We start from the raw sequence: 19270 nt of genomic DNA, 5'->3' as shown, positions 1-19270 counted from the left end.
GTCGTGCCGGGGCCCTACTGCTGCCGGTCCACGTACTCGTAGATCGCCCCGTCCGGATGCCGGGCGATCAGGTTGCGGCCCGCGGGCGTCGGGACCGGTCCGGCGATGATGTCGGCACCCAGCGAACTGAGGGTGCGACGGGTCTCCTCGACGTCCGACACGGCGATGGTCGCGGCCACCTTGCGCAACACCTCGAGCTGGGACTCGGGCCCGCTCATCAGCAGGAAGCAGCCGACGGCGGCGACCTGGACGCCGCCGCGTTCGAAGCGGAGGGCCTCGCCGCCGGCCAGGCCCTCGTAGAAGGGGATCGCCTTGTCCAGGTCGTCGACGTAGATGCGCAGGGTGGCTCCCAGAATGTCCATACGGACGAGCCTAGTTGGAACGGCCCGCCGGCCACTCCCCGTCCTGCCGACCGGCCATGGAAGCCGGGCCCGCGGGTACCCGCAACCCATGGACCGCATGGATCACTTGGAACACCTGGACAGGCACCTGGTCGACGAACTGGCGCAGGTGGCACGCGAGACCGTGCGCGACGAACTGCGTGAGCAGACCCGCAGGCAGCGCCGCAAGGCCACGCTGTACGCCGCGTCCGGCACCGCCGCCCTGTACGCGGGCGCCGCCGTCGCGCTCGCCGTGGGGCTGGCGCTCGCCCTCGCGCTCCCGGACTGGGCCGCCGCGCTGATCACAGCCGCCCTCCTGGGCGTCGCGGCGTATCTGCTGCGGGGCGCGGCCCGGCCGCACCCGTCACGGCCGGATGCGGCAGTCGGCACCGGGCACGACCACGTCCCCGGCGGCGGTGCGCCCGCCGCCTCGCCGGGCGGACTCGGCGTGCCCTACCCGCCGATGCCACCCGTGGCCCCGGACGCCCCGGGCGCGGGCACTCCCGCACCCCGCCGCGACGACGTCGCCCCCGGGGACGAGCGCGGGCGCGGCTGACCGGCCGCGACGCACCCGGGTAGGCCCGCACGGACGGCATCCGTGCGGGCCTACCCGGGTGCGTCGGGCGTCAGGCGCTCTGCTGGAGCTGCGGCAGCACCTTGGTGCGGTAGAAGTCGAAGAAGCCGCGCAGGTCCGGGCCGATCTGGTTGACGTAGACCCGGTCGAAACCGGCGTCGGCGAACTGCTTCAGCTCCGCCACGTGCTCGTCCACGTCGTCGCCGCACACCCGGTTGTCGCGGACCATGTCCTCGGTGACCAGGGTCTGCGCCTGCTCGAAGTGCTTCGGCGAGGGCAGCACCTGGCTCAGCTCGCCGGGCAGCTGCTCGTTGGCCCACAGCCGGTGCACGGTGCGCACCGCCGCGTCCTTGTCGGTGTCGTAGCAGACCTTGGTGCCCCCGCTGACCAGTTTCCCGCCGCCCCCGCCCTTGCGGTACTGCTCCACCATCGAGGCGTCCGGCATCATCGTGATGTAGCCGTCGCCGACCCGGGCCGCCAGCTTCGTCGCCGCCGGGCCGAAGCCCGAGATGTCGATCGGGACCGGCTCGTCGGGCACCGTGTATAGGCGGGCGTTCTCCACCGTGTAGTGGGTGCCGTGGTGGTTGACCTCCTCGCCGGTGAGCAGCCGCCGGATGATCAGGATGGCCTCCTCCAGCATCTCCAGGCGGACGTGCGCGGCCGGCCAGGCGTCGCCGAGGATGTGCTCGTTCAGCGCCTCGCCGGTGCCGACGCCCAGCCGGAAGCGGCCGTCCGTCATCACCGCGCTGGTCGCCGCGGCCTGCGCCACCACCGCCGGGTGGATGCGCACGGTCGGGCAGGTCACCGCCGTCTCCACGGGCAGGGACACCGCCTCGGACAGTGCGCCGATCACCGACCACACGAACGGGCTCTGGCCCTGTTCGCCGTTCCAGGGGTGGTAGTGGTCCGAGATCCACAGCGCCTGGAAGCCGGCCTGCTCGGCCATGCGCGCCTGCTCGATCAGCTCCGCGGGACCGTACTGCTCGCACGAGAGGAAATAGCCGTATTCGGGCATGGGGGGTTGCCTCCGGACAGGGAGTGGGTGATTCCGGGGCCGGGTACCCGGGCGCGGGGCCGGAAACCGGCGGGCGGCGGCTTCCGCTCCGCCGTGCCGCGGCCCGCGCGTGGACGTTTGGGTGCCCCGGCCCAGGGGACGCGGAAGGCTCACGAGGTACGCGACAGCCCGGAGGCGAACCGTGAGCCGACCCCGCATCGTGATCGTCGGTGCCGGCTTCGCCGGGTACCGGACGGCCCGCACCCTGTCCCGGCTCACCCGGCACCAGGCCGACATCACCGTGCTCAACCCGACCGACTACTTCCTCTATCTGCCCCTGCTGCCCCAGGTCGCCGCCGGAATCCTGGAACCGCGCCGGGTCAGCGTGTCCCTGTCGGGCTCGCTGCCGCACGTACGGCTGGTGCTCGGCGAGGCCGACGGCATCGACCTCGACGGGCACACCGTGCACTACACCGGCCCGGAGGGCGAGGAGGGCACCCTGCCCTTCGACCGGCTGGTGCTCGCCGCGGGCAGCGTCAACAAGCTGCTGCCCGTCCCCGGCGTCGCCGAGCACGCCCACGGCTTCCGCGGGCTGCCGGAGGCGCTCTACCTGCGCGACCACGTGACCCGGCAGGTGGAGCTGGCCGCCGCGGCCGGCGACCGGGCGGAGTGCGCCGCGCGGTGCACGTTCGTCGTGGTCGGCGCGGGATACACCGGCACCGAGGTCGCGGCGCACGGCGCGATGTACACCGACGCGCAGGTCCGCAGGCACCCGATGCGCACCGGCATGCGGCCCCGCTGGATGCTGCTCGACGTGGCGCCCCGAGTCCTGCCCGAGATGGACGAACGGCTCTCCCGCACCGCCGAACGGGTGCTGCGGCAGCGGGGCGTCGACGTGCGGATGGGCACCTCCGTCAAGGAGGCCACGCACGACGGGGTCCTGCTGAGCGACGGCACCAGCGTCGACACCCGCACCCTGGTGTGGTGCGTGGGCGTGCGGCCCGACCCGCTGGTGGAGTCCCTGGGGCTGCCCATGGAGCGCGGCCGGCTGCTCGTCGACCCCCACCTCCAGGTGCCGGGGCGGCCCGAGCTGTTCGCCTGCGGTGACGTGGCCGCGGTGCCCGATCTGAACGAGCCGGGCCAGTACACGCCGATGACCGCACAGCACGCCTGGCGGCACGGCAAGGTCTGCGCCCAGAACGTCGCCGCCTCGCTCGGCATCGGGACGCGGCGGGCCTACCGCCACCGCGACCTGGGGTTCGTCGTGGACCTCGGCGGCGCCAAGGCCGCCGCCAACCCCCTCGGCCTGCCGATGTCCGGCCCGGCGGCGGGCGCGGTCACCCGCGGCTACCACCTCGCGGCGATGCCGGGCAACCGCGTGCGGGTCGCCGCCGACTGGCTGCTCGACGCGGTGCTGCCCCGCCAGGCCGTACAGCTGGGCCTTGTACGGTCCTGGTCCGTGCCGCTGGAGTCGTCCTCGCCCGAGGTCGCCCGGGTACCGGGGCGTCCGGAGCGGACCGGGAAGGACACCGGTCCCACCGGAGACCGCCCCGACGACGCCGAGGCGAAGCACCGGCCGGGCAGCCAGCCCGCGAAGAACCAGCCGGGCGCCGAGCCCACCGTGGACCGGGCCGGCGGCGAGCCCGCGAAGAACCAGCCGGGCGGTGAACCGGCCAAGCGGCAGCCGGGCGGCGAGCCCGCGAAGGGCCAGCCCGGTGGCGAGTCCGCGAAGGAGCAGCCCGGTGGCGAGCCCGCGAAGGAGCAGACGCACGGGGAGCGGGCGCAGCGGAGCCGGTCCGGCTCGCCCCGTGCGTCCGGCGGGCCGCGCCGCGCCGTCGAGGCCGCCGGACCGCGCCCCGCCCGGGGAGGCTCGGGCAAGACGCCCCGCGGCACCGGAGCGGGCTCCGCCGCGAAACGGCCCACCGCCCCGTCCGGACCGAGCCGGTCCGCGGGCCCGCCCACCGACCCCGGCCCCGAACCCCCGGCGAACCAGCCGCCCCCCGGACCCGACATCGCCCCCGGCCCCGTCAAGCGCACCGACGGCCGTGCCGTGGAAGGAGACTCATGAACACCGGTGAACTCGTCGACCTCGGACAGCAGTTGCGGGTCGACAGCGTACGGGCGTCCGCCGCCGCGGGCTCCGGGCACCCGACGTCGTCGATGTCCGCCGCGGACCTGATGGCCGTACTCCTGGCCAACCACCTCCGCTACGACTTCGAGCGCCCCGCCCACCCCGGCAACGACCGCTTCGTGCTCTCCAAGGGACACGCCTCCCCCCTGCTCTACTCCGCCTTCAAGGCGGCCGGCGCCATCGACGACGAGGAACTGCTCACCTTCCGCAAGCTGGGCAGCCGCCTGGAGGGGCACCCCACCCCGCAGCGGCTGCCGTGGGTCGAGACGGCCACCGGCTCGCTCGGCCAGGGGCTGCCCGTGGGCGTCGGCATCGCGCTGTCCGGCAAGCGGCTCGAGCACACCGACTACCGCGTGTGGGTGCTGTGCGGCGACAGCGAGCTGGCCGAGGGATCGATCTGGGAGGCCGCCGAGCACGCCGGACACGAACGCCTCGACAACCTCACCGTGATCGTCGACGTCAACCGGCTCGGCCAGCGCGGACCCACCCGGCACGGCCACGACCTCGACGCGTACGCACGCCGTTTCCGGGCCTTCGAGTGGCACACCATCGAGGTCGACGGCCACGACGTCGACGCCGTCGACCGCGCCTACGGCGAGGCCCTGTCCACCAAGGGCCAGCCCACCGCGATCATCGCCCGCACCCTCAAGGGCAAGGGCGTGCAGGCGGTGGAGGACCGCGAGGGACAGCACGGCAAGCCGCTGCCCGAGGCCGAGGAGGCCGTCGCCGAGCTGGGCGGGCCCCGCGACATCAGGGTGCGGGTGCACGCCCCCGAGGCCGCCCGGGCCCTGCACTCGGCGGGCACCGGACAGACCGAGCTGCCCCGCTACGACCAGGGCGACGAGATCGCCACCCGCAACGCCTTCGGGGAGGCGCTCGCCGCGGTCGGCACCGCGCGCGGTGACGTCGTCGCCCTCGACGGCGAGGTCGGCGACTCCACCCGGGCCGAGTTCTTCGCCAAGGAACACCCCGAGCGCTACTTCGAGTGCTACATCGCCGAGCAGCAGATGGTCGCCGCGGCGGTGGGGATGGCGGCGCGCGGCTGGGTGCCGTTCGCCACCACCTTCGCGGCCTTCCTGACCCGCGCCCACGACTTCGTGCGGATGGCCTCGATCAGCGGCTCCGGCATCAACCTCGTCGGCTCCCACGCGGGCGTCGCCATCGGCCAGGACGGGCCCAGCCAGATGGGCCTGGAGGACCTCGCGATGATGCGGGCGATCCACGGCTCGACCGTGCTGTACCCGTGCGACGCCAACCAGGCCGCCCGCCTGGTCGCCGAGATGGCCGGCCTGGAGGGCATCCGCTACCTGCGCACCTCGCGCGGCGAGAGCAAGGTGATCTACGGCCCCGACGAGGAGTTCCCCGTCGGCGGCAGCAAGGTGCTGCGCTCCTCCGACGCCGACCGGCTCACCGTCGTCGCGGCCGGTGACACCCTGCACGAGGCACTCGCCGCGGCCGACGCCCTCGCGGCGGACGGCATCCCGGTCCGGGTGATCGACCTGTACTCGGTCAAGCCCGTCGACCGGGCCACCCTGCGCGCGGCGGCCGAGGAGACCGGCTGCCTGGTGACCGTGGAGGACCACCGCCCGGAGGGCGGCATCGGCGACGCCGTACTGGACGCCTTCACGGACGGACGGCCCGTGCCTCGGCTGGTGCGGCTCGGGGTCACCACGATGCCGGGCTCCGCGAGCCCGGCGGAGGAACTGCACGCGGCGGGGATCGACGCCGCGTCCATCGAGGCGACCGCACGGATGCTCGTGGAGCAGGCGATCATTCCGTGAGCGGCGGTGACGGCACCCGGACCGTGCGGGCCGGGCGGCACACGGTGGAGGTGCACCGGCCGGACAAGGTGCTGTTCCCGGCCGGTGAGGGCGGCGCCGCGGAGTACACCAAGGGCGATCTCGTCGACTACCACCGTGCCGTCGCCCCGTTCATGCTGCCGCACCTGCGGGGCCGCCCGCTGATGCTGGAACGGCACCCGGACGGGGTCGACGGACCGCGCTTCATGCAGAAGAACACCCCGGAGCACTACCCGGAGTGGATCGACCGCGTCGAGGTCGGCAAGGAGGGCGGCACCGTCCGCCACACCGTCTGCGACGACTCCGCCACCCTCGTCTACCTCGCCGACCAGGCCGCGCTCACCCTGCACCGCTGGCTGTCCCGGACCGGACGGGTCGACCGGCCGGACCGCATGGTCTTCGACCTCGACCCGGCCGGCGACGACTTCGAGGCGGTGCGGACGGCGGCCCGGCTGCTGGGCGAGCTGCTCGACGAGCTGAAGCTGCCCTCGGCACCGATGACCACCGGGTCCCGCGGGCTGCACGTCGTCGTCCCCCTGGACGGCCGCCAGGATTTCGACGACGTACGGGAGTTCGCGCGGGCCGTCGCCGACGTCCTGGCCGCGGCCCACCCCGACCGGCTCACCACCGCCGCCCGCAAGAAGGACCGCGGCGACCGGCTCTACCTCGACATCCAGCGCAACGCCTACGCCCAGACCGCCGTCGCCCCCTTCACCGTGCGCGCCCGCCCCGGCGCCCCCGTGGCCACGCCCCTCTCCTGGGACCAGGTGGACGACCCCGCTCTGCACGCCCAGCGCTGGACCATCGCGGACGCCGTCGAGCAGGCCCGCACCCGGCCCTGGGCCGGGCTCACGGACCGCCCCAGGGCCCTGGGACCGGCCCGGCGGCGCCTGAACGCCTTGCACGGCTGAGCGGACTGCGCAACTCGGCGAGGTTTGGCGAACACACATGCGGCCACACGGAGGGGGAGGTGGCCATGTCGAACACGAAAAGCACATCCGACTCGCAAGAATCACAACAGAGTTCACGAAAGCCACATACATCGCAGAAATCACAGGAATCACAGTCGTCGCAGGAGTCGCACCGTCCCAAGCCGATGGAGGTGCTGCGCGAGGCGCGCGCCCAGCTCGCGGAGCTGACCGGCATGACCGCCGAGTCCGTCTCGTCCTTCGAGCAGACGGAGGAGGGATGGGCCCTGGAGGTCGAGGTCATGGAACTGGAGCGGGTGCCCGACACCATGAGCCTGATGGCGAGCTACCAGGTGGAACTGGACGCCGAGGGACAGCTCACCGGCTACCGGCGCGTACGGCGCTACGAGCGCGGTCGGGCCGACTCCCGCGGCCGCTAGGGCGGCGCAGGGCGCACGCCCGTACCGCGAACACCACTCACATCCCCGACAAGATGGAGGAACTGCAGGCATGACTGTCGTACCGGCACAACAGACCGGCGGCGGAGGCGGCAGCAGCGGCCTCTACGACGTGCTTGAGCTTGTTCTGGACAGGGGGCTCGTCATCGACGCATTCGTGCGCGTCTCCCTGGTCGGCATCGAGATCCTGAAGATCGACGTCCGTGTCGTCGTCGCCAGCGTGGACACCTATCTGCGCTTCGCCGAGGCCTGCAACCGGCTCGACCTGGAGGCCGGCCCGCGCAAGGACCCGGGGCTGCCCGACCTGGTCGGCGAGATGACCGAGTCCGGCGCCCGCGGCAAGTCCAAGGGGGCGCTGTCCGGCGCCGCCGAGACCATCTCCGACGCGTTCAAGCAGGCCCGCGACGAGAGCGGCTCGGAGCGTGAGACGTCGTCGCGTCCGCGCGCCCGCAAGGCCGCGCCCTCGCGCCGGAAGGAGGAGCAGGAGTGAGTACGTACGTCTATGGCATCACCGCCGCCACGCATCCCTCGCTCCCCGAGGGCACGGGCGGAGTCGGCGACCCGCCGCGCGAGGTGCGGATCCTCAAGGAGGGCGAGCTGGCGGCCGTCGTCAGTGACGCGCCCGAGGGACTGCGCCCCAAGCGCAGGGAACTGCTCGCCCACCAGAACGTGCTGAGCGAGATCGGCGCGGACGGCTGCGTGCTGCCCATGCGCTTCGGCAGCGTCGCCCCCGACGACGCGGCGGTCACCGGAGTCCTCGCCGAGCGCGCCGAGCACTACGCGGAACGCCTGGGGGCGCTGGACGGCCGGGTCGAGTACAACATCAAGGCCAACCACGTCGAAGAGGCCGTACTGCACCACGTGATGGCCGACAACCCCGAGATCCGCGCCCTCGCCGAGTCCAACAGGCAGGCGGGCGGCGGGACCTACGAGGCGAAGATCCAGCTCGGCGAGATGGTCGCGGCCGCGGTCAAGGACAAGGAGGCGGAGGACGCCACCGCCCTGGAGCGCGCCCTGGAGCCCGCCGCCGACGCCGTGAGCGTGGGCCCCGAGTCCACCGGCTGGCTGGCGAACGTCTCGTTCCTGGTGAAGCGGGAGGCGGCCGACGAGTTCCTGGCCGCCGTCGAGCGGGCCCGCGGCCGGATGCCGCACCTGGAGGTCCGCGTGAACGGCCCGCTGCCGCCGTACAGCTTCGTCGAGCCCGGCCCGGCCGAGCCCGCGGGCACGGTGGCGGGCGGTGCGGACACCGGAGCGGGGTGACGACATGGGACTGATCTCGGAGGTCCTGCTGCTGCCGTTCGCACCGGTGCGCGGCAGCGCCTGGGCCATCAGACAGGTGCTCGACGAGGCCGAGCGGATCTATTACGACCCCGCCACGGTACGAGCCGAACTTGCCCGTCTGGAAGAGCAGTTGGAGGCCGGTGAGATCACCGAGGAGGAGTTCGACCGACAGGAGGACGAGCTTCTCGACCGGCTGGAGACCGCTACGCGCACGAGCGCGGGATTGGGCAACGGGACGGGACCATGAATCGAGTGGGACTGGGCCTCGCGATAGGGGCCGGATACCTGCTGGGACGCACGAAGAAACTGAAACTGGCCGTCGCCGTGGGCACCATGGTGGCCGGCAAGAAGATGAACCTGACCCCGAAGGGCATCGCCGAACTGGTCTCCGGACAGTTGCAGAACAACCCGCAGTTCAAGGAGATCGGCGACCAGCTGCGCACCGACCTGAGAGGCGTGGGCAAGGCGGCCTCGGGCGCCATGGTCGAGCGGCAGATCGACGCGCTCGCCGACCGGCTGCACGGGCGCACCGCCGAGGTGCGCGACCAGCTCTCCGGCGTCGCCTCCCGGGCACCCGGCGTCGGCTCCGACGACTCCGACGACTCGGAGTACGAGGAGTACGACGAGGACGGGGAGCGCGACGAGCCGGACGCGCGCGAGGACGGCGACGAGCCCGACGCGCGCGAGGACGCCGAGGAGCACGAGGACGCCGAGGAGCGGCCCGCGCCCCGGCGCGAGCGGCCCGCGAAGAAGGCGCCGTCCGAGGCACGCAAGACGGCCGGGAAGGCGCCCGTGAAGAAGACCGCCGCCAAGGCCCCCGCGAAGAAGGCGGCGGCGAAGCGGGCCCAGCCCGCCAAGAAGGCGGCCGGAAAGAAGACGGCCGGGGCCAGGAGCGCCGCCCGCGGTGCGGGTACCCGGCAGTCGAAGGGCGGTGGTGAGCGATGAGCGACACCCTGGGGTCCGCGGCCTCCTCGGCGGGCAAGGCCGCCAAGAAGAACCCGCTGACCGACGTGGCGCAGAGCGAGGCGGCCGACCGGCTCAAGGCCGAGGTGCAGGACTACCTCGCCGCCCAGGCCACCCGGCTGCTGACCGGCGTCGGCACCAAGCTCGGCCAGACCACCGGCAAGCTCAACGACATCGCCGAGGGCAACAGCCCGGGATTCGCCAAGCTCGCCCTCGACGGCGGACGCAAGCTCGCCGAGGGCAAGGGCCCGATGCGGGCCGCCTTCGAGGTCGGCGCGGGCAAGGTGAAGGACAACGTGGTCGGCGCCTTCAAGAACCTCACCGGCGGCAAGGGCCGCAAGAAGGGCGGCGGGGGCCAGAAGCCGACGGTCATCATCGAGTACGTCGACGTCGGCGTACCGCTGCGCACCGCCTACGACCAGTGGACCCAGTACCAGGACTTCAGCACCTTCGCCAAGGGCGTCAAGAGCGCGAACCGCGCCGACGACACGTCCTCGGACTGGCAGCTGAAGGTCTTCTGGTCCAACCGCAGCTGGAAGGCGAAGACCACCGAGCAGGTGCCCGACGACCGGATCTCGTGGACGTCGGAGGGTGCCAAGGGCTCGACCAAGGGCGTCGTCAGCTTCCACGAGCTGGCCCCCAGCCTGACCCGCGTGGTCCTGGTCATCGAGTACTACCCGAAGGGCCTGTTCGAGAAGACCGGCAACATCTGGCGTGCCCAGGGCCGCCGGGCCCGGCTCGACCTCAAGAACTACGTCCGCCACATCACCTTCAAGGGCGAGGCCGACGACGGCTGGCGCGGCGAGATCCGCGACGGCGAGGTCGTCCGCAGCCACGAGGACGCGGTCGCGGAGGAGGAAGAGGAGCAGCAGGCCCGGCAGGAGGAGCAGGATCAGGAGGACCAGGGGGATCAGGAGGACCAGGAGCCCGAGGGCGAGTACGAGGAGGAGCCGGAGGGTGAGCCCGAGGAGGAGTACGAGGCCGAGCCGGAAGGCGAGGCGGAAGGCGAGGCGGAAGAGGAGTACGAGGAGGAGCCGGAGGGCGAGTACGAGGAGCCCGAGGAGGAGAAGGAAGCGGGGGAGGACGAGTACGCGTCCCGTGACGAGTACGAGGACGCCGAGGGCGGGAGCCGTCGATGACCACCCCCAGCCGGCTGCCCGACACCTACGGCCAGGGACAGAGCGCCAACCTCGCCGACATCCTGGAGCGGGTGCTCGACAAGGGAGTCGTGATCGCGGGCGACATCAAGATCAATCTGCTCGACATCGAGCTGCTGACCATCAAGCTGCGGCTCGTCGTCGCCTCCGTCGACAAGGCAAAGGAAATGGGCATCGACTGGTGGGAGAGCGACCCCGCACTGTCCTCGCGCGCCCGGCACGACGAACTCACCCGGGAGAACGCGGCACTGCGCGAACGCCTGCGTGAGCTGGACCCGGGCCGCGTACCGAAGGAGGCGCCGTGACCGGACTGCGCTACGTCTACGCCGTCTGCCGCCCCTTCGACGCGGCCCTCCAGGCCCAGCTCACGGGGGTGGCGGGCGACCCGCCCCGGCTGCTGCCGCACGGCGACCTGGTCGCCGTCGTCAGCCATGTGCCCGAGGCCGACTTCGGCGAGGAGGCGCTGCGCGCCCACCTGGAGGACCTGGACTGGCTCACCGCCACCGCCCGCGCCCACCAGCAGGTGGTCGACGCCCTCACCGCCGTCACCACCCCGCTGCCGCTCCGGCTGGCCACCGTCTTCCGCGACGACAGCGGTGTCCGCGTGATGCTTCAGGAGCGCGAGGCGGCCTTCCGGCGCACGCTCGACCGGCTGGACGGCCGGGTGGAGTGGGGCGTGAAGGTGTACGTCGAGGGGGCGGAGGCCGAGCGGCCGCAGGCGTCGGCACCGCCCGCGCCCAAGCCCGTCTCGGGCCGGGACTACCTGCGGCAGCGGCGCCGGCAGAGCCGGGCGAACGAGGACCTGTGGAGCAGGGCCGAGGAATTCGCCACCGGGCTGCACGCGAGGCTGTCCGAGCGGGCCGACGACGCACGGCTGCACGCGCCGCAGAACCCCCGCCTTTCCGGCGCCGCCGGACGGAACGTTCTCAATGCCGCCTATCTGGTGGCCCGCGACGCATCGGAGGAATTCGTCGAAACGGTGGACCGTACGAAGGACGACGCCCCCGGAATTCGGGTGGAACTCACCGGGCCCTGGGCGGCCTATTCCTTCGCCGGAGAGACAGAGGGGGCGGGATCGTGACCGTCGTGGAGCGCCGTGAGATCGCCCTGGTGGACCTGCTCGACCGGCTGCTGGCCGGCGGAGTCGTCATCACGGGCGACGTCACGCTGCGCATCGCGGACGTCGACCTGGTCCGCATCGACCTGAACGCGCTGATCAGCTCGGTCAACCGCAATGTCCCCTCACCGTTCGGGGACTGACGTGAGCGAACTTCCCGAACCCGGCAAGCGCCGCCTCGACCTCGAACCCGACACCGTCGAGCGCGATCTGATCAAGCTGGTGCTGACGGTCGTCGAACTGCTGCGCCAGCTCATGGAACGCCAGGCGCTGCGCCGCGTGGACGAGGGCGACCTCAGCGAGGACCAGGAGGAGCGCATCGGGCTCACCCTGATGCTCCTCGACGACCGCATGACCGAACTGCGGGACCGCTACGGACTGCGGCCCGAGGACCTGAACCTGGACCTCGGGCCGCTGGGACCGCTGCTGCCCCGGGAGTGATTACTCCCGGGGCAGCAGCCTCACCACCTGTCGTTCACCACCGGTACCAGCGGCCCCTGCCGCCGCCGGCTGTCGTCCCGCGGGCCAGGAAACCGATCAGCCACAGGACCAGAACCGCCAGAGCGATCCACCAGAGAACCTTCACCGCGAATCCGACCCCGAAAAGGACGATCGCGAGAAGCAGTACGAGCAGAAGCGGAACCATAACGTTGAACCTCCTGACGTACTGGTTTCCCGAATTTCACCGGACAGGCATCGGTCACGCATCCTTTCGGCACAGAATTTCCCCGTGCAGGACGCTGAACCAGCTTTCCGGGTGCCGTCCCCAGTCCCGCCAGGCCGCCGAGACGGCGCGCAGTTGCTCGGGCGTCGCATGGCCCCCTTCGGCGGCACGGTCCGCGTACGCCGACTCAACGGTGCGGTCCGCCCACAGGCCGCTCCACCACTCCCGCTCCTCGGGCGTGCTGAAGGTCCAGGTGGCCGAGGTCGACGTGATGTCGGTGAACCCCGCCTCGAGCGCCCAGGCCTTCAGCCGGCGCCCGGCGTCCGGCTCGCCCCCGTTGGCGCGGGCCACCCGGCGGTACAGGTCCAGCCAGTCGTCCATGCCCGGGGACGCGGGGTACCAGGTCATGGCGCCGTAGTCGGAATCGCGGACGGCGATGATCCCGTTCGGCCTCGCGACCCGCCGCATCTCGCGCAGCGCCCGCACGGGGTCGCCCACGTGCTGGAGCACCTGGTGGGCGTGGACCACGCAGAAGGTGTCGTCCGGGTAGTCCAGCGCGTGCACGTCCGCGACCGCGAAGTCGGTGTTGCCGAGCCCGCGTGCGGCGGCCGTGGCCCGGGCCCGCTCCACGATCTCCGGCGCCCGGTCCACGCCGGTGACGTGGCCGTCCGGCACCAGCTCCGCCAGGTCGGCGGTGATGGTGCCCGGCCCGCAGCCGATGTCCAGCACCCGCATGTGGGGCCGCAGGGAGCCGAGCAGATAGGCGGCGGAGTTCTCGGCGGTGCGCCAGGTGTGCGAGCGCAGCACGGACTCGTGGTGCCCGTGCGTGTAGACGGCGGTCTCATGCGGCTTCGGCATGGTGGATCCCCTCTCCCGGCAGTGCGGTCACGGTACGCCCGCCAGCCGAATGCTGAGATCCCCGTTTCAGGATGTGGTCTGACGGTCCGTTAGGAGCCCGTCAGGAGTCCGTCAGGAGAAGGGCCGGGAGAGCAGCCCGCCACCGGGCAGCGGCCGGTACACCGTGAGCGCCTGGGGCAGCTTCTCCAGCGTCAGGTCGCCCTCCGTCTCGGTCAGCTCACCGTCGAACGCCATCAGCGTGCCGGGCGCGACGCCCGACAGACGCAGCCGGGGCACCTGCACCGCCGCGTGCGCGGGCGAGCGGGTCAGCGGTCCCGCGAGGGCCGCGGACAGCAGCCGCAGGGCCGGCCGGCGCCCCCCGTGCACCACCCGCACGTCCAGCTGCCCGTCCGCCAGGTCGAGCCGGCGCCCCGAGACGAGCCCCCGGCGGTGGTACGTGCCGTTGCCCGCGAACAGCATCCACAGCGGGCGCCTGCGGCCGCGCACCTCGGCCTCCAGCGGGTGCCGGTCGGCGCGCAGCACCCGCACCGCCGCGAGCACCCCGGCCGGCCAGCCCCCGATCCGGGGCGACCAGCGCTCCCGCTCGTTGACCAGCTCCGGGTACACGCCGAGGCTGAAGGTGTTCAGGAAGACACCGTGCCGCCCGCCCGAGGCGAACCGGCCCACGTCCACCCGCACCCCCTCGCCCCGCTCCAGCGCCCCGGACAGATCGCGGACGTCCTCCACGCCCAGGTCGTAGGCGAAGTGGTTGAGCGTGCCGCCCGGCAGCACCGCGAGCGGCAGCCCGTGGCGGAGCGCGACCTCGGCCGCCGCGTTCACGGTGCCGTCGCCGCCGCACACGCCGAGCACCCGGGCGTGACCGGCCGCCTTCTCCAGCTCCGCCCGGACGTCCCCCGGCTCGCACTCCACCACCTCCGCGTCGGGCAGCGCGTCGCACAGCGCCCGCACCCGGTCCGAGGTGCCCGAGGCGACGTTGGCGACCATCACCAGTCCCTCGCCGCCCGGCAGCGCGGGCACCTCGGCCCGCGGCCGGGCCGGCGGGGTGTGCTGGGCGCGGGTCGGCACCACGCCCCGTACGACGAACGCGGCCCCCACCCCGAGGGCGGCACCGGCCAGCACGTCGCTCGGGAAGTGGACGCCGGTGTAGACCCGGGACAGGGCGACCGCGGCGGCCACCGGGGCCACCGCCGCACCCCACGCCGGGGACTCCAGCGCCACACCGGTCGCGAACGCGGCGGCCGAGGCCGCGTGCCCCGACGGGAAGGACGTCGTGATCGGCTGCCGCTTCAGCTGCCGGACCAGCGGCACCGGGTCCAGCACCGGGCGGGGCCGGCGCACCGAGCGCTTGCCCAGGGTGTTGATCGTCAGCGAGGCCAGGCCCAGCGAGGCGATCCCCCGGGCGGCCGCACGGCGCGCCCTCGGCGTGCGCGACGCGGCCAGGGCGGCGGCCGCGGCGAACCACAGCACCCCGTGGTTCGCACTGCGGCTCAACCGGGGCAGCAGGGGGTCGGCGCCGGGCCAGGTGCGGGCGGCGACGGCCTCGAACACCCGCTGGTCCAGCCGCAGGAAACCGTCGCGGAGGTGGTGCGGGCCGGGCATCGGGACGGTGAGGTCTACGTCGGGGCTCATGGGTCCCGCCTACCCTGCGGACGGCGTTTCCTGCCGGTGCCGCGCCGCTGGTCCCGGACACGTGTCGCGGACGCGGGCACGGAGGACGAAAAGGGTTTGCCCGGGGCCCGGCCCGAGCCGGAGAATCCGGTCCCATGGGTCACCTCGAAGCCGCGCACCTGGAGTACTTCCTTCCCGACGGGAGAGCGCTCCTCGGCGACGTCTCCTTCCGCGTGGGGGAGGGGGCCGTCGTGGCCCTCGTCGGACCCAACGGCGCCGGCAAGACCACCCTGCTGCGCCTCCTGGCCGGCGAGCTGAAGCCGCACGGCGGCTCCGTCACCGTCACCGGCGGCCTCGGCGTCATGCGCCAGTTCGTCGGCTCCGTACGGGACGAGACCACCGTGCGCGACCTGCTGGTGTCCGTGGCCCAGCCCGGGATCCGCGAGGCTGCGCGCGCCGTCGACGCCGCCGAGCACGCGCTCATGACGGTGGACGACGAGGCCGCCCAGCTGGCCTACGCGCAGGCGCTCTCCGACTGGGCCGAGGTGCGCGGGTACGAGGCCGAGACCCTGTGGGACATCTGCACCACCGCCGCGCTCGGGATGCCGTACGACAAGGCCCAGTGGCGGCAGGTGCGGACCCTGTCCGGGGGTGAGCAGAAGCGCCTGGTCCTGGAGGCGCTGCTGCGCGGCACCGACGAGGTGCTGCTGCTCGACGAGCCGGACAACTACCTCGACGTGCCCGGCAAGCGCTGGCTGGAGGAGCGGCTCGCCGAGACCCGCAAGACCGTGCTGTTCGTCTCCCACGACCGGGAGCTGCTCGCCCGCACCGCACAGAAGATCGTCTCCGTGGAGCCCGGACCCGCGGGCGCCGACGCCTGGGTGCACGGCGGCGGCTTCGACACCTTCCACGAGGCCCGCCGGGAACGCTTCGCCCGCTTCGAGGAGCTGCGCCGCCGCTGGGACGAGAAGCACGCACAGCTCAAGAAACTCGTCCTGACGCTGCGCCAGGCGGCCGCGGTCAGCCACGAGATGGCGTCCCGCTACGCCGCCGCCCAGACCCGGCTGCGCAAGTTCGAGGAGGCCGGGCCGCCGCCCGAGCCGCCGCGCGAGCAGGACATCAGGATGCGCCTGAAGGGCGGCCGCACCGGCGTCCGCGCCGTCACCTGCGAGCAGCTGGAACTCACCGGCCTGATGAAGCCCTTCGACCTGGAGGTCTTCTACGGCGAACGGGTCGCGGTCCTCGGCTCCAACGGCTCCGGCAAGTCGCACTTCCTGCGGCTGCTGGCCGGCGACGACGTGCCGCACACCGGGAACTGGAAGCTCGGGGCGCGCGTGCTGCCGGGACACTTCGCGCAGACCCACGCCCACCCGGAACTGCTGGGCCGCACCCTCCTGGACATCCTGTGGACCGAGCACGCCCAGGACCGGGGCGCCGCCATGTCCCGGCTGCGCCGCTACGAGCTGACGCAGCAGGCCGAGCAGGGCTTCGACCGGCTCTCCGGCGGCCAGCAGGCCCGCTTCCAGATCCTGCTGCTCGAACTCCAGGGCGTCACCGCCCTGCTCCTCGACGAGCCCACCGACAACCTCGACCTGGAATCGGCCGAAGCCCTCCAGGAAGGCCTGGAGGGCTTCGAGGGCACCGTCCTCGCGGTCACCCACGACCGCTGGTTCGCCCGCTCCTTCGACCGGTACCTGGTCTTCGGCAGCGACGGGCGGGTGCGCGAGACACCGGAGCCGGTCTGGGACGAGCGGCGGGTGGAACGGGCGCGCTGACGTCCCGGCGTCCTGGCGTCCGGGGGATCACCTCCAGCGCAGCAGCGCCCCCAGGCCGCCCACCGGCGCCTTCTCCGCGGTCTCCGGCGGCTGCACCGGCGTCACCGAGATCGCCGGGGCGCCGGTCATCACCGCCGAGCGCAACAAGGCGTCGTCGGCCCGGGCCGACCAGGAGTTCTGCTCGCCGAGCGTCTTCAGCTCGGTGCGGCGCACCGCCACCTGGTCGGCGTCCTCGCCGATCCACACCTCGCGATGCGTGTCGGGGGCGTCCGGGATGACCAGCAGCTCGTCGATGCGGTGCTCCCGGGCGGCCTCCACCAGCGCGGGCACGCCCTCCGCCGCGCCGGACCGGCCCTCGCCGTCCGGCGACCGGGCGGCCAGGAACCGGTCCAGGTCCTCCCGGGCGCGCGCCCGGACGTGGTCCTCGCGCAGCCGTTCCACCTCGTCGTCCAGCAGCCTGCTGCCGGCGCCGTGCGCGGCCTCGGCCACGCGCCCCTGGAGCCGCGAGGGCAGCCGGTCGTGCACCGAGCGCCGCTCCCGGTCGTCACCCACCAGGATCAGCAGGTCGGCGCCCGTCTCCTCCTGGCACACGGCGAGCGCGTCCGCGATCTCCGCCGCGTTGTGCTCCCAGGTGTTCTCCACCCGGAGCTGGAAGTGGCGCTCCGACCAGTCCGCGCTGCTGGTGCGGTGCACCGGCCACTGCCGCCCGGTCACGCCGCCCGCGTCGGAGCTGCCCAGCGCGCTGCGCAGCTCGAAGTCGGCGCCCTTGCGGTCGATGTACGCCACCACGCACACCGGGTCCTCGCCGGCCAGGTCGAGCAGCGGCGTGACGTGCGGCAGCGGGGCCCAGTCGGCGGTGGTCCCGCCGTACGGGGGCCGGGCGAGCGGCGGATCGAGGACCACCTGCCCGGCACACGCGAACAGGGCCCGCCCGTGCGGATCGGTGGCGTGCCGCAGCTCGTCCACCGCCTCCCGCACCGCCCGGCAGGTGGCGTCGTCCGCGCCCTGCTCCGCCAGCTCCCGGGCCACCGCGGCGGCCGTCAGCTCACGCTCGTGGGCGGTGTCCTCCGCGTTCCGGGACAGGTCGACGTAGACGGAGGCCCAGGGTCCCTGGTGTTCGTAGAGGGGGTGCAGAAACGCGAGATCCATGTGGCTGCCCTCCCGGGTGCCGCTCGGGGGTGGTAGTGCTCGGGGGCGGGTACCCGGGACGCATGAACGAACACGACACGCGGGACGACACGATGACCGGAGTGGACCCGGGCCGCCTGGACGACCAGCAGCTGATGAGAGAACTGGAGACCATCCACCGCACGCGCCACGACACCCTGCTCTACGGGTCGAACGACGCGCTGCGGGCCCACAACGACCGCATGGCCCGGCTGGAGGGCGAGTGGCTGCGCCGCAACCCCCGGCGCCCGGTGGCCCCGGGCCGCACCCGCGCGGGCGCCCGGGAGCGCGGCTGCGGCCAGGCCGCCGCCCCCGGTGGCTGAGCGTGGCGGCGGGCCACCCGCGATCCCTCGCCGGTGGCCCGTCCGCCCGTTGCTTGCCCCAGTCGGCCGTCTTGGCCCGTTGCCTCAGCCGGCCGCCTTGGCGAACTCCGCCAGGTAGGTCTCGCAGAACGCCTTGAGGTCGTCCGGCTTGCGGCTGGTGATCAGCACGTTGTCGCCCGCGTCGCAGACCTTGACCTGCTCGTCGACCCAGGTGGCGCCCGCGTTGCGCAGGTCGGTCCGCAGACTGGGCCACGAGGTCAGGGTGCGGCCGCGCACGACGTCCGCCTCGACGAGGGTCCACGGCGCGTGACAGATGGCGGCCACCGGCCGGCCCTGCGTGAAGAAGTCCTTGACGAAGGCCACGGCCTTCTCGTCCGTGCGCAGGAAGTCCGGGTTGGCCACCCCGCCGGGCAGCACCAGGCCGCCGAAGGAGTCGGCGGACGTGTCGCCCACCACCTCGTCCACCGGGAACGTGTCCGCCTTGTCGAGGTGGTTGAAGCCCTGGATTTCCCCGGACTGCGTGGAGACGAGCACGGGCTCGTGGCCCGCGTCCTTCGCCGCCCGCCACGGCTCGGTCAGTTCCACCTGCTCCACGCCCTCGGGCGCGGTGAGAAATGCGATGCGCATGAAGTTCGGTCTCCCTTCCGGCGCCTACGCGCCCTGCGAACCGGACCGGCCGCTCTCGGTGAGGGCCACCGCCAGTTCCTGGACGTTGTCGTAGCGCGCCTTGTGCGGCAGTCGGTCCAGCCCCTCGACGAGGGCGTCCGGCGCGTTGCCGCGGCGTAGTGCGCGGGTCAGTTCGCGCGGTCCCGCGGGGAAGCTGCCCCGGGTCAGATTGCGGGCCAGCTCGAGCCGCAGGGCCTCCAGGTACGTCGGTCCGCGGCCCGGTGTCACCGGCCCGTACATGACGTCCGGATCGTCCTCGGCGGCCGGTTCCGGGTCGTTCCACTCCTCGCTGCGGGTGGGGTGCCCGGACCTGAGCAGACCCTGCAGTTCGTGCTTCATCTCGTCGTCGCGGTGGACGCTCATCCGGTCGCTGCCTCGCTGCATGTCTCCCTCCAGCTCCTCAGGGGGTGCCGACCGCGTACCCGGACACCGCGGGCCGACACGGAT

At 73.1% G+C, this 19270-nt stretch carries 24 protein-coding genes; 16 read left to right on the top strand and 8 right to left on the bottom strand.

The genetic code is table 11. The annotated features are described in order from the left end of the window. Positions 1–14 precede the first annotated feature (14 nt). Positions 15–362: a VOC family protein gene (locus tag ACIRGB_RS07270; protein ID WP_403859552.1), complete on the bottom strand. Its 348-nt coding sequence runs from the start codon at positions 360–362 to the stop codon at positions 15–17. A gap of 88 nt (positions 363–450) precedes the next feature. Here ACIRGB_RS07270 and ACIRGB_RS07265 point away from each other — a divergent pair, with 88 nt between their 5' ends. Next, positions 451–936, top strand: a complete 486-nt coding sequence (locus tag ACIRGB_RS07265) for a phage holin family protein (protein ID WP_403859549.1) — start codon at positions 451–453, stop codon at positions 934–936. A gap of 70 nt (positions 937–1006) precedes the next feature. Here ACIRGB_RS07265 and ACIRGB_RS07260 read toward each other — a convergent pair whose 3' ends face one another. After that, positions 1007–1969 (bottom strand): LLM class F420-dependent oxidoreductase, encoded by a 963-nt coding sequence (locus ACIRGB_RS07260; RefSeq protein WP_403859546.1) that lies wholly within the window; start codon positions 1967–1969, stop codon positions 1007–1009. A 181-nt stretch (positions 1970–2150) separates the two neighbouring features. Between ACIRGB_RS07260 and ACIRGB_RS07255 the strand changes: the two genes are divergently transcribed. The 13 genes from ACIRGB_RS07255 (at position 2151) to ACIRGB_RS07195 (ending at position 12203) form a co-directional block, all read left to right on the top strand. After that, positions 2151–4016, top strand: a complete 1866-nt coding sequence (locus ACIRGB_RS07255) for an FAD-dependent oxidoreductase (RefSeq protein ID WP_403859543.1) — start codon at positions 2151–2153, stop codon at positions 4014–4016. Continuing rightward, positions 4013–5860 carry a transketolase gene (locus ACIRGB_RS07250; protein ID WP_403859540.1) on the top strand — a complete coding sequence of 616 codons (1848 nt, stop codon included), beginning with the start codon at positions 4013–4015 and terminating at the stop codon, positions 5858–5860. The genes ACIRGB_RS07255 and ACIRGB_RS07250 overlap by 4 nt, the downstream gene beginning before the upstream one ends. After that, complete coding sequence (gene ligD / locus ACIRGB_RS07245) at positions 5857–6789, top strand: non-homologous end-joining DNA ligase (RefSeq protein ID WP_403859537.1); 933 nt, start codon at positions 5857–5859, stop codon at positions 6787–6789. Before ACIRGB_RS07250 ends, ligD begins: the two co-directional genes overlap by 4 nt. A gap of 65 nt (positions 6790–6854) precedes the next feature. Beyond that, on the top strand, positions 6855–7226 hold the full coding sequence (locus ACIRGB_RS07240; protein WP_403859534.1) for a gas vesicle protein: 372 nt from the start codon (positions 6855–6857) through the stop codon (positions 7224–7226). Between the two features lie 70 nt (positions 7227–7296). Beyond that, positions 7297–7734, top strand: a complete 438-nt coding sequence (locus ACIRGB_RS07235) for a gas vesicle structural protein GvpA (protein WP_104636171.1) — start codon at positions 7297–7299, stop codon at positions 7732–7734. Further along, positions 7731–8504 (top strand): GvpL/GvpF family gas vesicle protein, encoded by a 774-nt coding sequence (locus ACIRGB_RS07230; RefSeq protein ID WP_403859531.1) that lies wholly within the window; start codon positions 7731–7733, stop codon positions 8502–8504. Before ACIRGB_RS07235 ends, ACIRGB_RS07230 begins: the two co-directional genes overlap by 4 nt. A gap of 4 nt (positions 8505–8508) precedes the next feature. Then, a complete protein-coding gene (locus ACIRGB_RS07225) occupies positions 8509–8772 on the top strand; it encodes a gas vesicle protein GvpG (RefSeq protein ID WP_403859528.1) in 264 nt (87 codons plus the stop codon). Continuing rightward, positions 8769–9470, top strand: a complete 702-nt coding sequence (locus ACIRGB_RS07220) for a DNA primase (protein WP_403859525.1) — start codon at positions 8769–8771, stop codon at positions 9468–9470. The genes ACIRGB_RS07225 and ACIRGB_RS07220 overlap by 4 nt, the downstream gene beginning before the upstream one ends. Next, a complete protein-coding gene (locus ACIRGB_RS07215) occupies positions 9467–10627 on the top strand; it encodes an SRPBCC family protein (RefSeq protein ID WP_403859522.1) in 1161 nt (386 codons plus the stop codon). Before ACIRGB_RS07220 ends, ACIRGB_RS07215 begins: the two co-directional genes overlap by 4 nt. Continuing rightward, positions 10624–10950: a gas vesicle protein gene (locus tag ACIRGB_RS07210; RefSeq protein WP_403859519.1), complete on the top strand. Its 327-nt coding sequence runs from the start codon at positions 10624–10626 to the stop codon at positions 10948–10950. The genes ACIRGB_RS07215 and ACIRGB_RS07210 overlap by 4 nt, the downstream gene beginning before the upstream one ends. Further along, positions 10947–11726, top strand: coding sequence for a GvpL/GvpF family gas vesicle protein (locus tag ACIRGB_RS07205; protein ID WP_403859517.1), 780 nt, complete (start codon positions 10947–10949; stop codon positions 11724–11726). The genes ACIRGB_RS07210 and ACIRGB_RS07205 overlap by 4 nt, the downstream gene beginning before the upstream one ends. After that, positions 11723–11905, top strand: coding sequence for a gas vesicle protein (locus ACIRGB_RS07200; protein ID WP_003972471.1), 183 nt, complete (start codon positions 11723–11725; stop codon positions 11903–11905). Before ACIRGB_RS07205 ends, ACIRGB_RS07200 begins: the two co-directional genes overlap by 4 nt. 1 nt (position 11906) lies before the next feature. Next, positions 11907–12203 (top strand): gas vesicle protein K, encoded by a 297-nt coding sequence (locus ACIRGB_RS07195; RefSeq protein WP_059300100.1) that lies wholly within the window; start codon positions 11907–11909, stop codon positions 12201–12203. A 34-nt stretch (positions 12204–12237) separates the two neighbouring features. On the opposite strand, the gene ACIRGB_RS07190 is transcribed toward ACIRGB_RS07195, so the two are convergent. The 3 genes from ACIRGB_RS07190 to ACIRGB_RS07180 all read right to left on the bottom strand — a co-directional run bounded on the left by ACIRGB_RS07190 (position 12238) and on the right by ACIRGB_RS07180 (position 14913). Then, positions 12238–12408 carry a hydrophobic protein gene (locus ACIRGB_RS07190; RefSeq protein WP_030178442.1) on the bottom strand — a complete coding sequence of 57 codons (171 nt, stop codon included), beginning with the start codon at positions 12406–12408 and terminating at the stop codon, positions 12238–12240. Between the two features lie 54 nt (positions 12409–12462). Next, a complete protein-coding gene (locus ACIRGB_RS07185) occupies positions 12463–13284 on the bottom strand; it encodes a methyltransferase domain-containing protein (RefSeq protein WP_403859513.1) in 822 nt (273 codons plus the stop codon). Positions 13285–13395: 111 nt separating this feature from the next. Continuing rightward, the gene (locus tag ACIRGB_RS07180; protein ID WP_403859511.1) at positions 13396–14913 is read right to left on the bottom strand and encodes a bifunctional phosphatase PAP2/diacylglycerol kinase family protein; all 1518 of its coding nucleotides are present in this window, start codon (positions 14911–14913) and stop codon (positions 13396–13398) included. 134 nt (positions 14914–15047) lie between these two features. Here ACIRGB_RS07180 and ACIRGB_RS07175 point away from each other — a divergent pair, with 134 nt between their 5' ends. Next, on the top strand, positions 15048–16667 hold the full coding sequence (locus ACIRGB_RS07175; RefSeq protein ID WP_403859508.1) for an ABC-F family ATP-binding cassette domain-containing protein: 1620 nt from the start codon (positions 15048–15050) through the stop codon (positions 16665–16667). 27 nt (positions 16668–16694) lie between these two features. Here the strand turns inward: ACIRGB_RS07175 and ACIRGB_RS07170 are convergent, their stop codons facing one another. Then, positions 16695–17816 carry a Vms1/Ankzf1 family peptidyl-tRNA hydrolase gene (locus tag ACIRGB_RS07170; protein ID WP_403859505.1) on the bottom strand — a complete coding sequence of 374 codons (1122 nt, stop codon included), beginning with the start codon at positions 17814–17816 and terminating at the stop codon, positions 16695–16697. A gap of 62 nt (positions 17817–17878) precedes the next feature. On the opposite strand from ACIRGB_RS07170, the gene ACIRGB_RS07165 reads away from it, so the two are divergent. Beyond that, a complete protein-coding gene (locus tag ACIRGB_RS07165) occupies positions 17879–18157 on the top strand; it encodes a DUF6158 family protein (RefSeq protein WP_403859502.1) in 279 nt (92 codons plus the stop codon). Between the two features lie 84 nt (positions 18158–18241). Here ACIRGB_RS07165 and ACIRGB_RS07160 read toward each other — a convergent pair whose 3' ends face one another. Both ACIRGB_RS07160 and ACIRGB_RS07155 read right to left on the bottom strand, forming a co-directional pair. Continuing rightward, positions 18242–18784 carry a type 1 glutamine amidotransferase domain-containing protein gene (locus tag ACIRGB_RS07160; protein WP_403859500.1) on the bottom strand — a complete coding sequence of 181 codons (543 nt, stop codon included), beginning with the start codon at positions 18782–18784 and terminating at the stop codon, positions 18242–18244. 24 nt (positions 18785–18808) lie between these two features. Next, positions 18809–19207: a DUF2795 domain-containing protein gene (locus tag ACIRGB_RS07155; RefSeq protein WP_052840523.1), complete on the bottom strand. Its 399-nt coding sequence runs from the start codon at positions 19205–19207 to the stop codon at positions 18809–18811. Positions 19208–19270: the final 63 nt, after the last annotated feature.

Origin of the sequence: Streptomyces sp. NPDC102490 (assembly GCF_044765285.1) — a bacterium.
In the GTDB taxonomy this organism is placed as follows: domain Bacteria; phylum Actinomycetota; class Actinomycetes; order Streptomycetales; family Streptomycetaceae; genus Streptomyces.
Note: the sequence above shows the minus strand (reverse complement) of the source record. Positions and strands in the feature narration are given on the sequence as shown.

Bases quoted from the DNA above. Each gene is read 5' to 3' on its own strand.
- ACIRGB_RS07270 (WP_403859552.1), bottom strand. From the start codon at position 362: ATGGACATTCTGGGAGCCACCCTGCGCATCTACGTCGACGACCTGGAC.
- ACIRGB_RS07265 (WP_403859549.1), top strand. From the start codon at position 451: ATGGACCGCATGGATCACTTGGAACACCTGGACAGGCACCTGGTCGAC.
- ACIRGB_RS07260 (WP_403859546.1), bottom strand. From the start codon at position 1,969: ATGCCCGAATACGGCTATTTCCTCTCGTGCGAGCAGTACGGTCCCGCG.
- ACIRGB_RS07250 (WP_403859540.1), top strand. From the start codon at position 4,013: ATGAACACCGGTGAACTCGTCGACCTCGGACAGCAGTTGCGGGTCGAC.
- ACIRGB_RS07240 (WP_403859534.1), top strand. From the start codon at position 6,855: ATGTCGAACACGAAAAGCACATCCGACTCGCAAGAATCACAACAGAGT.
- ACIRGB_RS07235 (WP_104636171.1), top strand. From the start codon at position 7,297: ATGACTGTCGTACCGGCACAACAGACCGGCGGCGGAGGCGGCAGCAGC.
- ACIRGB_RS07225 (WP_403859528.1), top strand. From the start codon at position 8,509: ATGGGACTGATCTCGGAGGTCCTGCTGCTGCCGTTCGCACCGGTGCGC.
- ACIRGB_RS07220 (WP_403859525.1), top strand. From the start codon at position 8,769: ATGAATCGAGTGGGACTGGGCCTCGCGATAGGGGCCGGATACCTGCTG.
- ACIRGB_RS07215 (WP_403859522.1), top strand. From the start codon at position 9,467: ATGAGCGACACCCTGGGGTCCGCGGCCTCCTCGGCGGGCAAGGCCGCC.
- ACIRGB_RS07210 (WP_403859519.1), top strand. From the start codon at position 10,624: ATGACCACCCCCAGCCGGCTGCCCGACACCTACGGCCAGGGACAGAGC.
- ACIRGB_RS07190 (WP_030178442.1), bottom strand. From the start codon at position 12,408: ATGGTTCCGCTTCTGCTCGTACTGCTTCTCGCGATCGTCCTTTTCGGG.
- ACIRGB_RS07185 (WP_403859513.1), bottom strand. From the start codon at position 13,284: ATGCCGAAGCCGCATGAGACCGCCGTCTACACGCACGGGCACCACGAG.
- ACIRGB_RS07180 (WP_403859511.1), bottom strand. From the start codon at position 14,913: ATGAGCCCCGACGTAGACCTCACCGTCCCGATGCCCGGCCCGCACCAC.
- ACIRGB_RS07175 (WP_403859508.1), top strand. From the start codon at position 15,048: ATGGGTCACCTCGAAGCCGCGCACCTGGAGTACTTCCTTCCCGACGGG.
- ACIRGB_RS07170 (WP_403859505.1), bottom strand. From the start codon at position 17,816: ATGGATCTCGCGTTTCTGCACCCCCTCTACGAACACCAGGGACCCTGG.
- ACIRGB_RS07165 (WP_403859502.1), top strand. From the start codon at position 17,879: ATGAACGAACACGACACGCGGGACGACACGATGACCGGAGTGGACCCG.
- ACIRGB_RS07160 (WP_403859500.1), bottom strand. From the start codon at position 18,784: ATGCGCATCGCATTTCTCACCGCGCCCGAGGGCGTGGAGCAGGTGGAA.
- ACIRGB_RS07155 (WP_052840523.1), bottom strand. From the start codon at position 19,207: ATGCAGCGAGGCAGCGACCGGATGAGCGTCCACCGCGACGACGAGATG.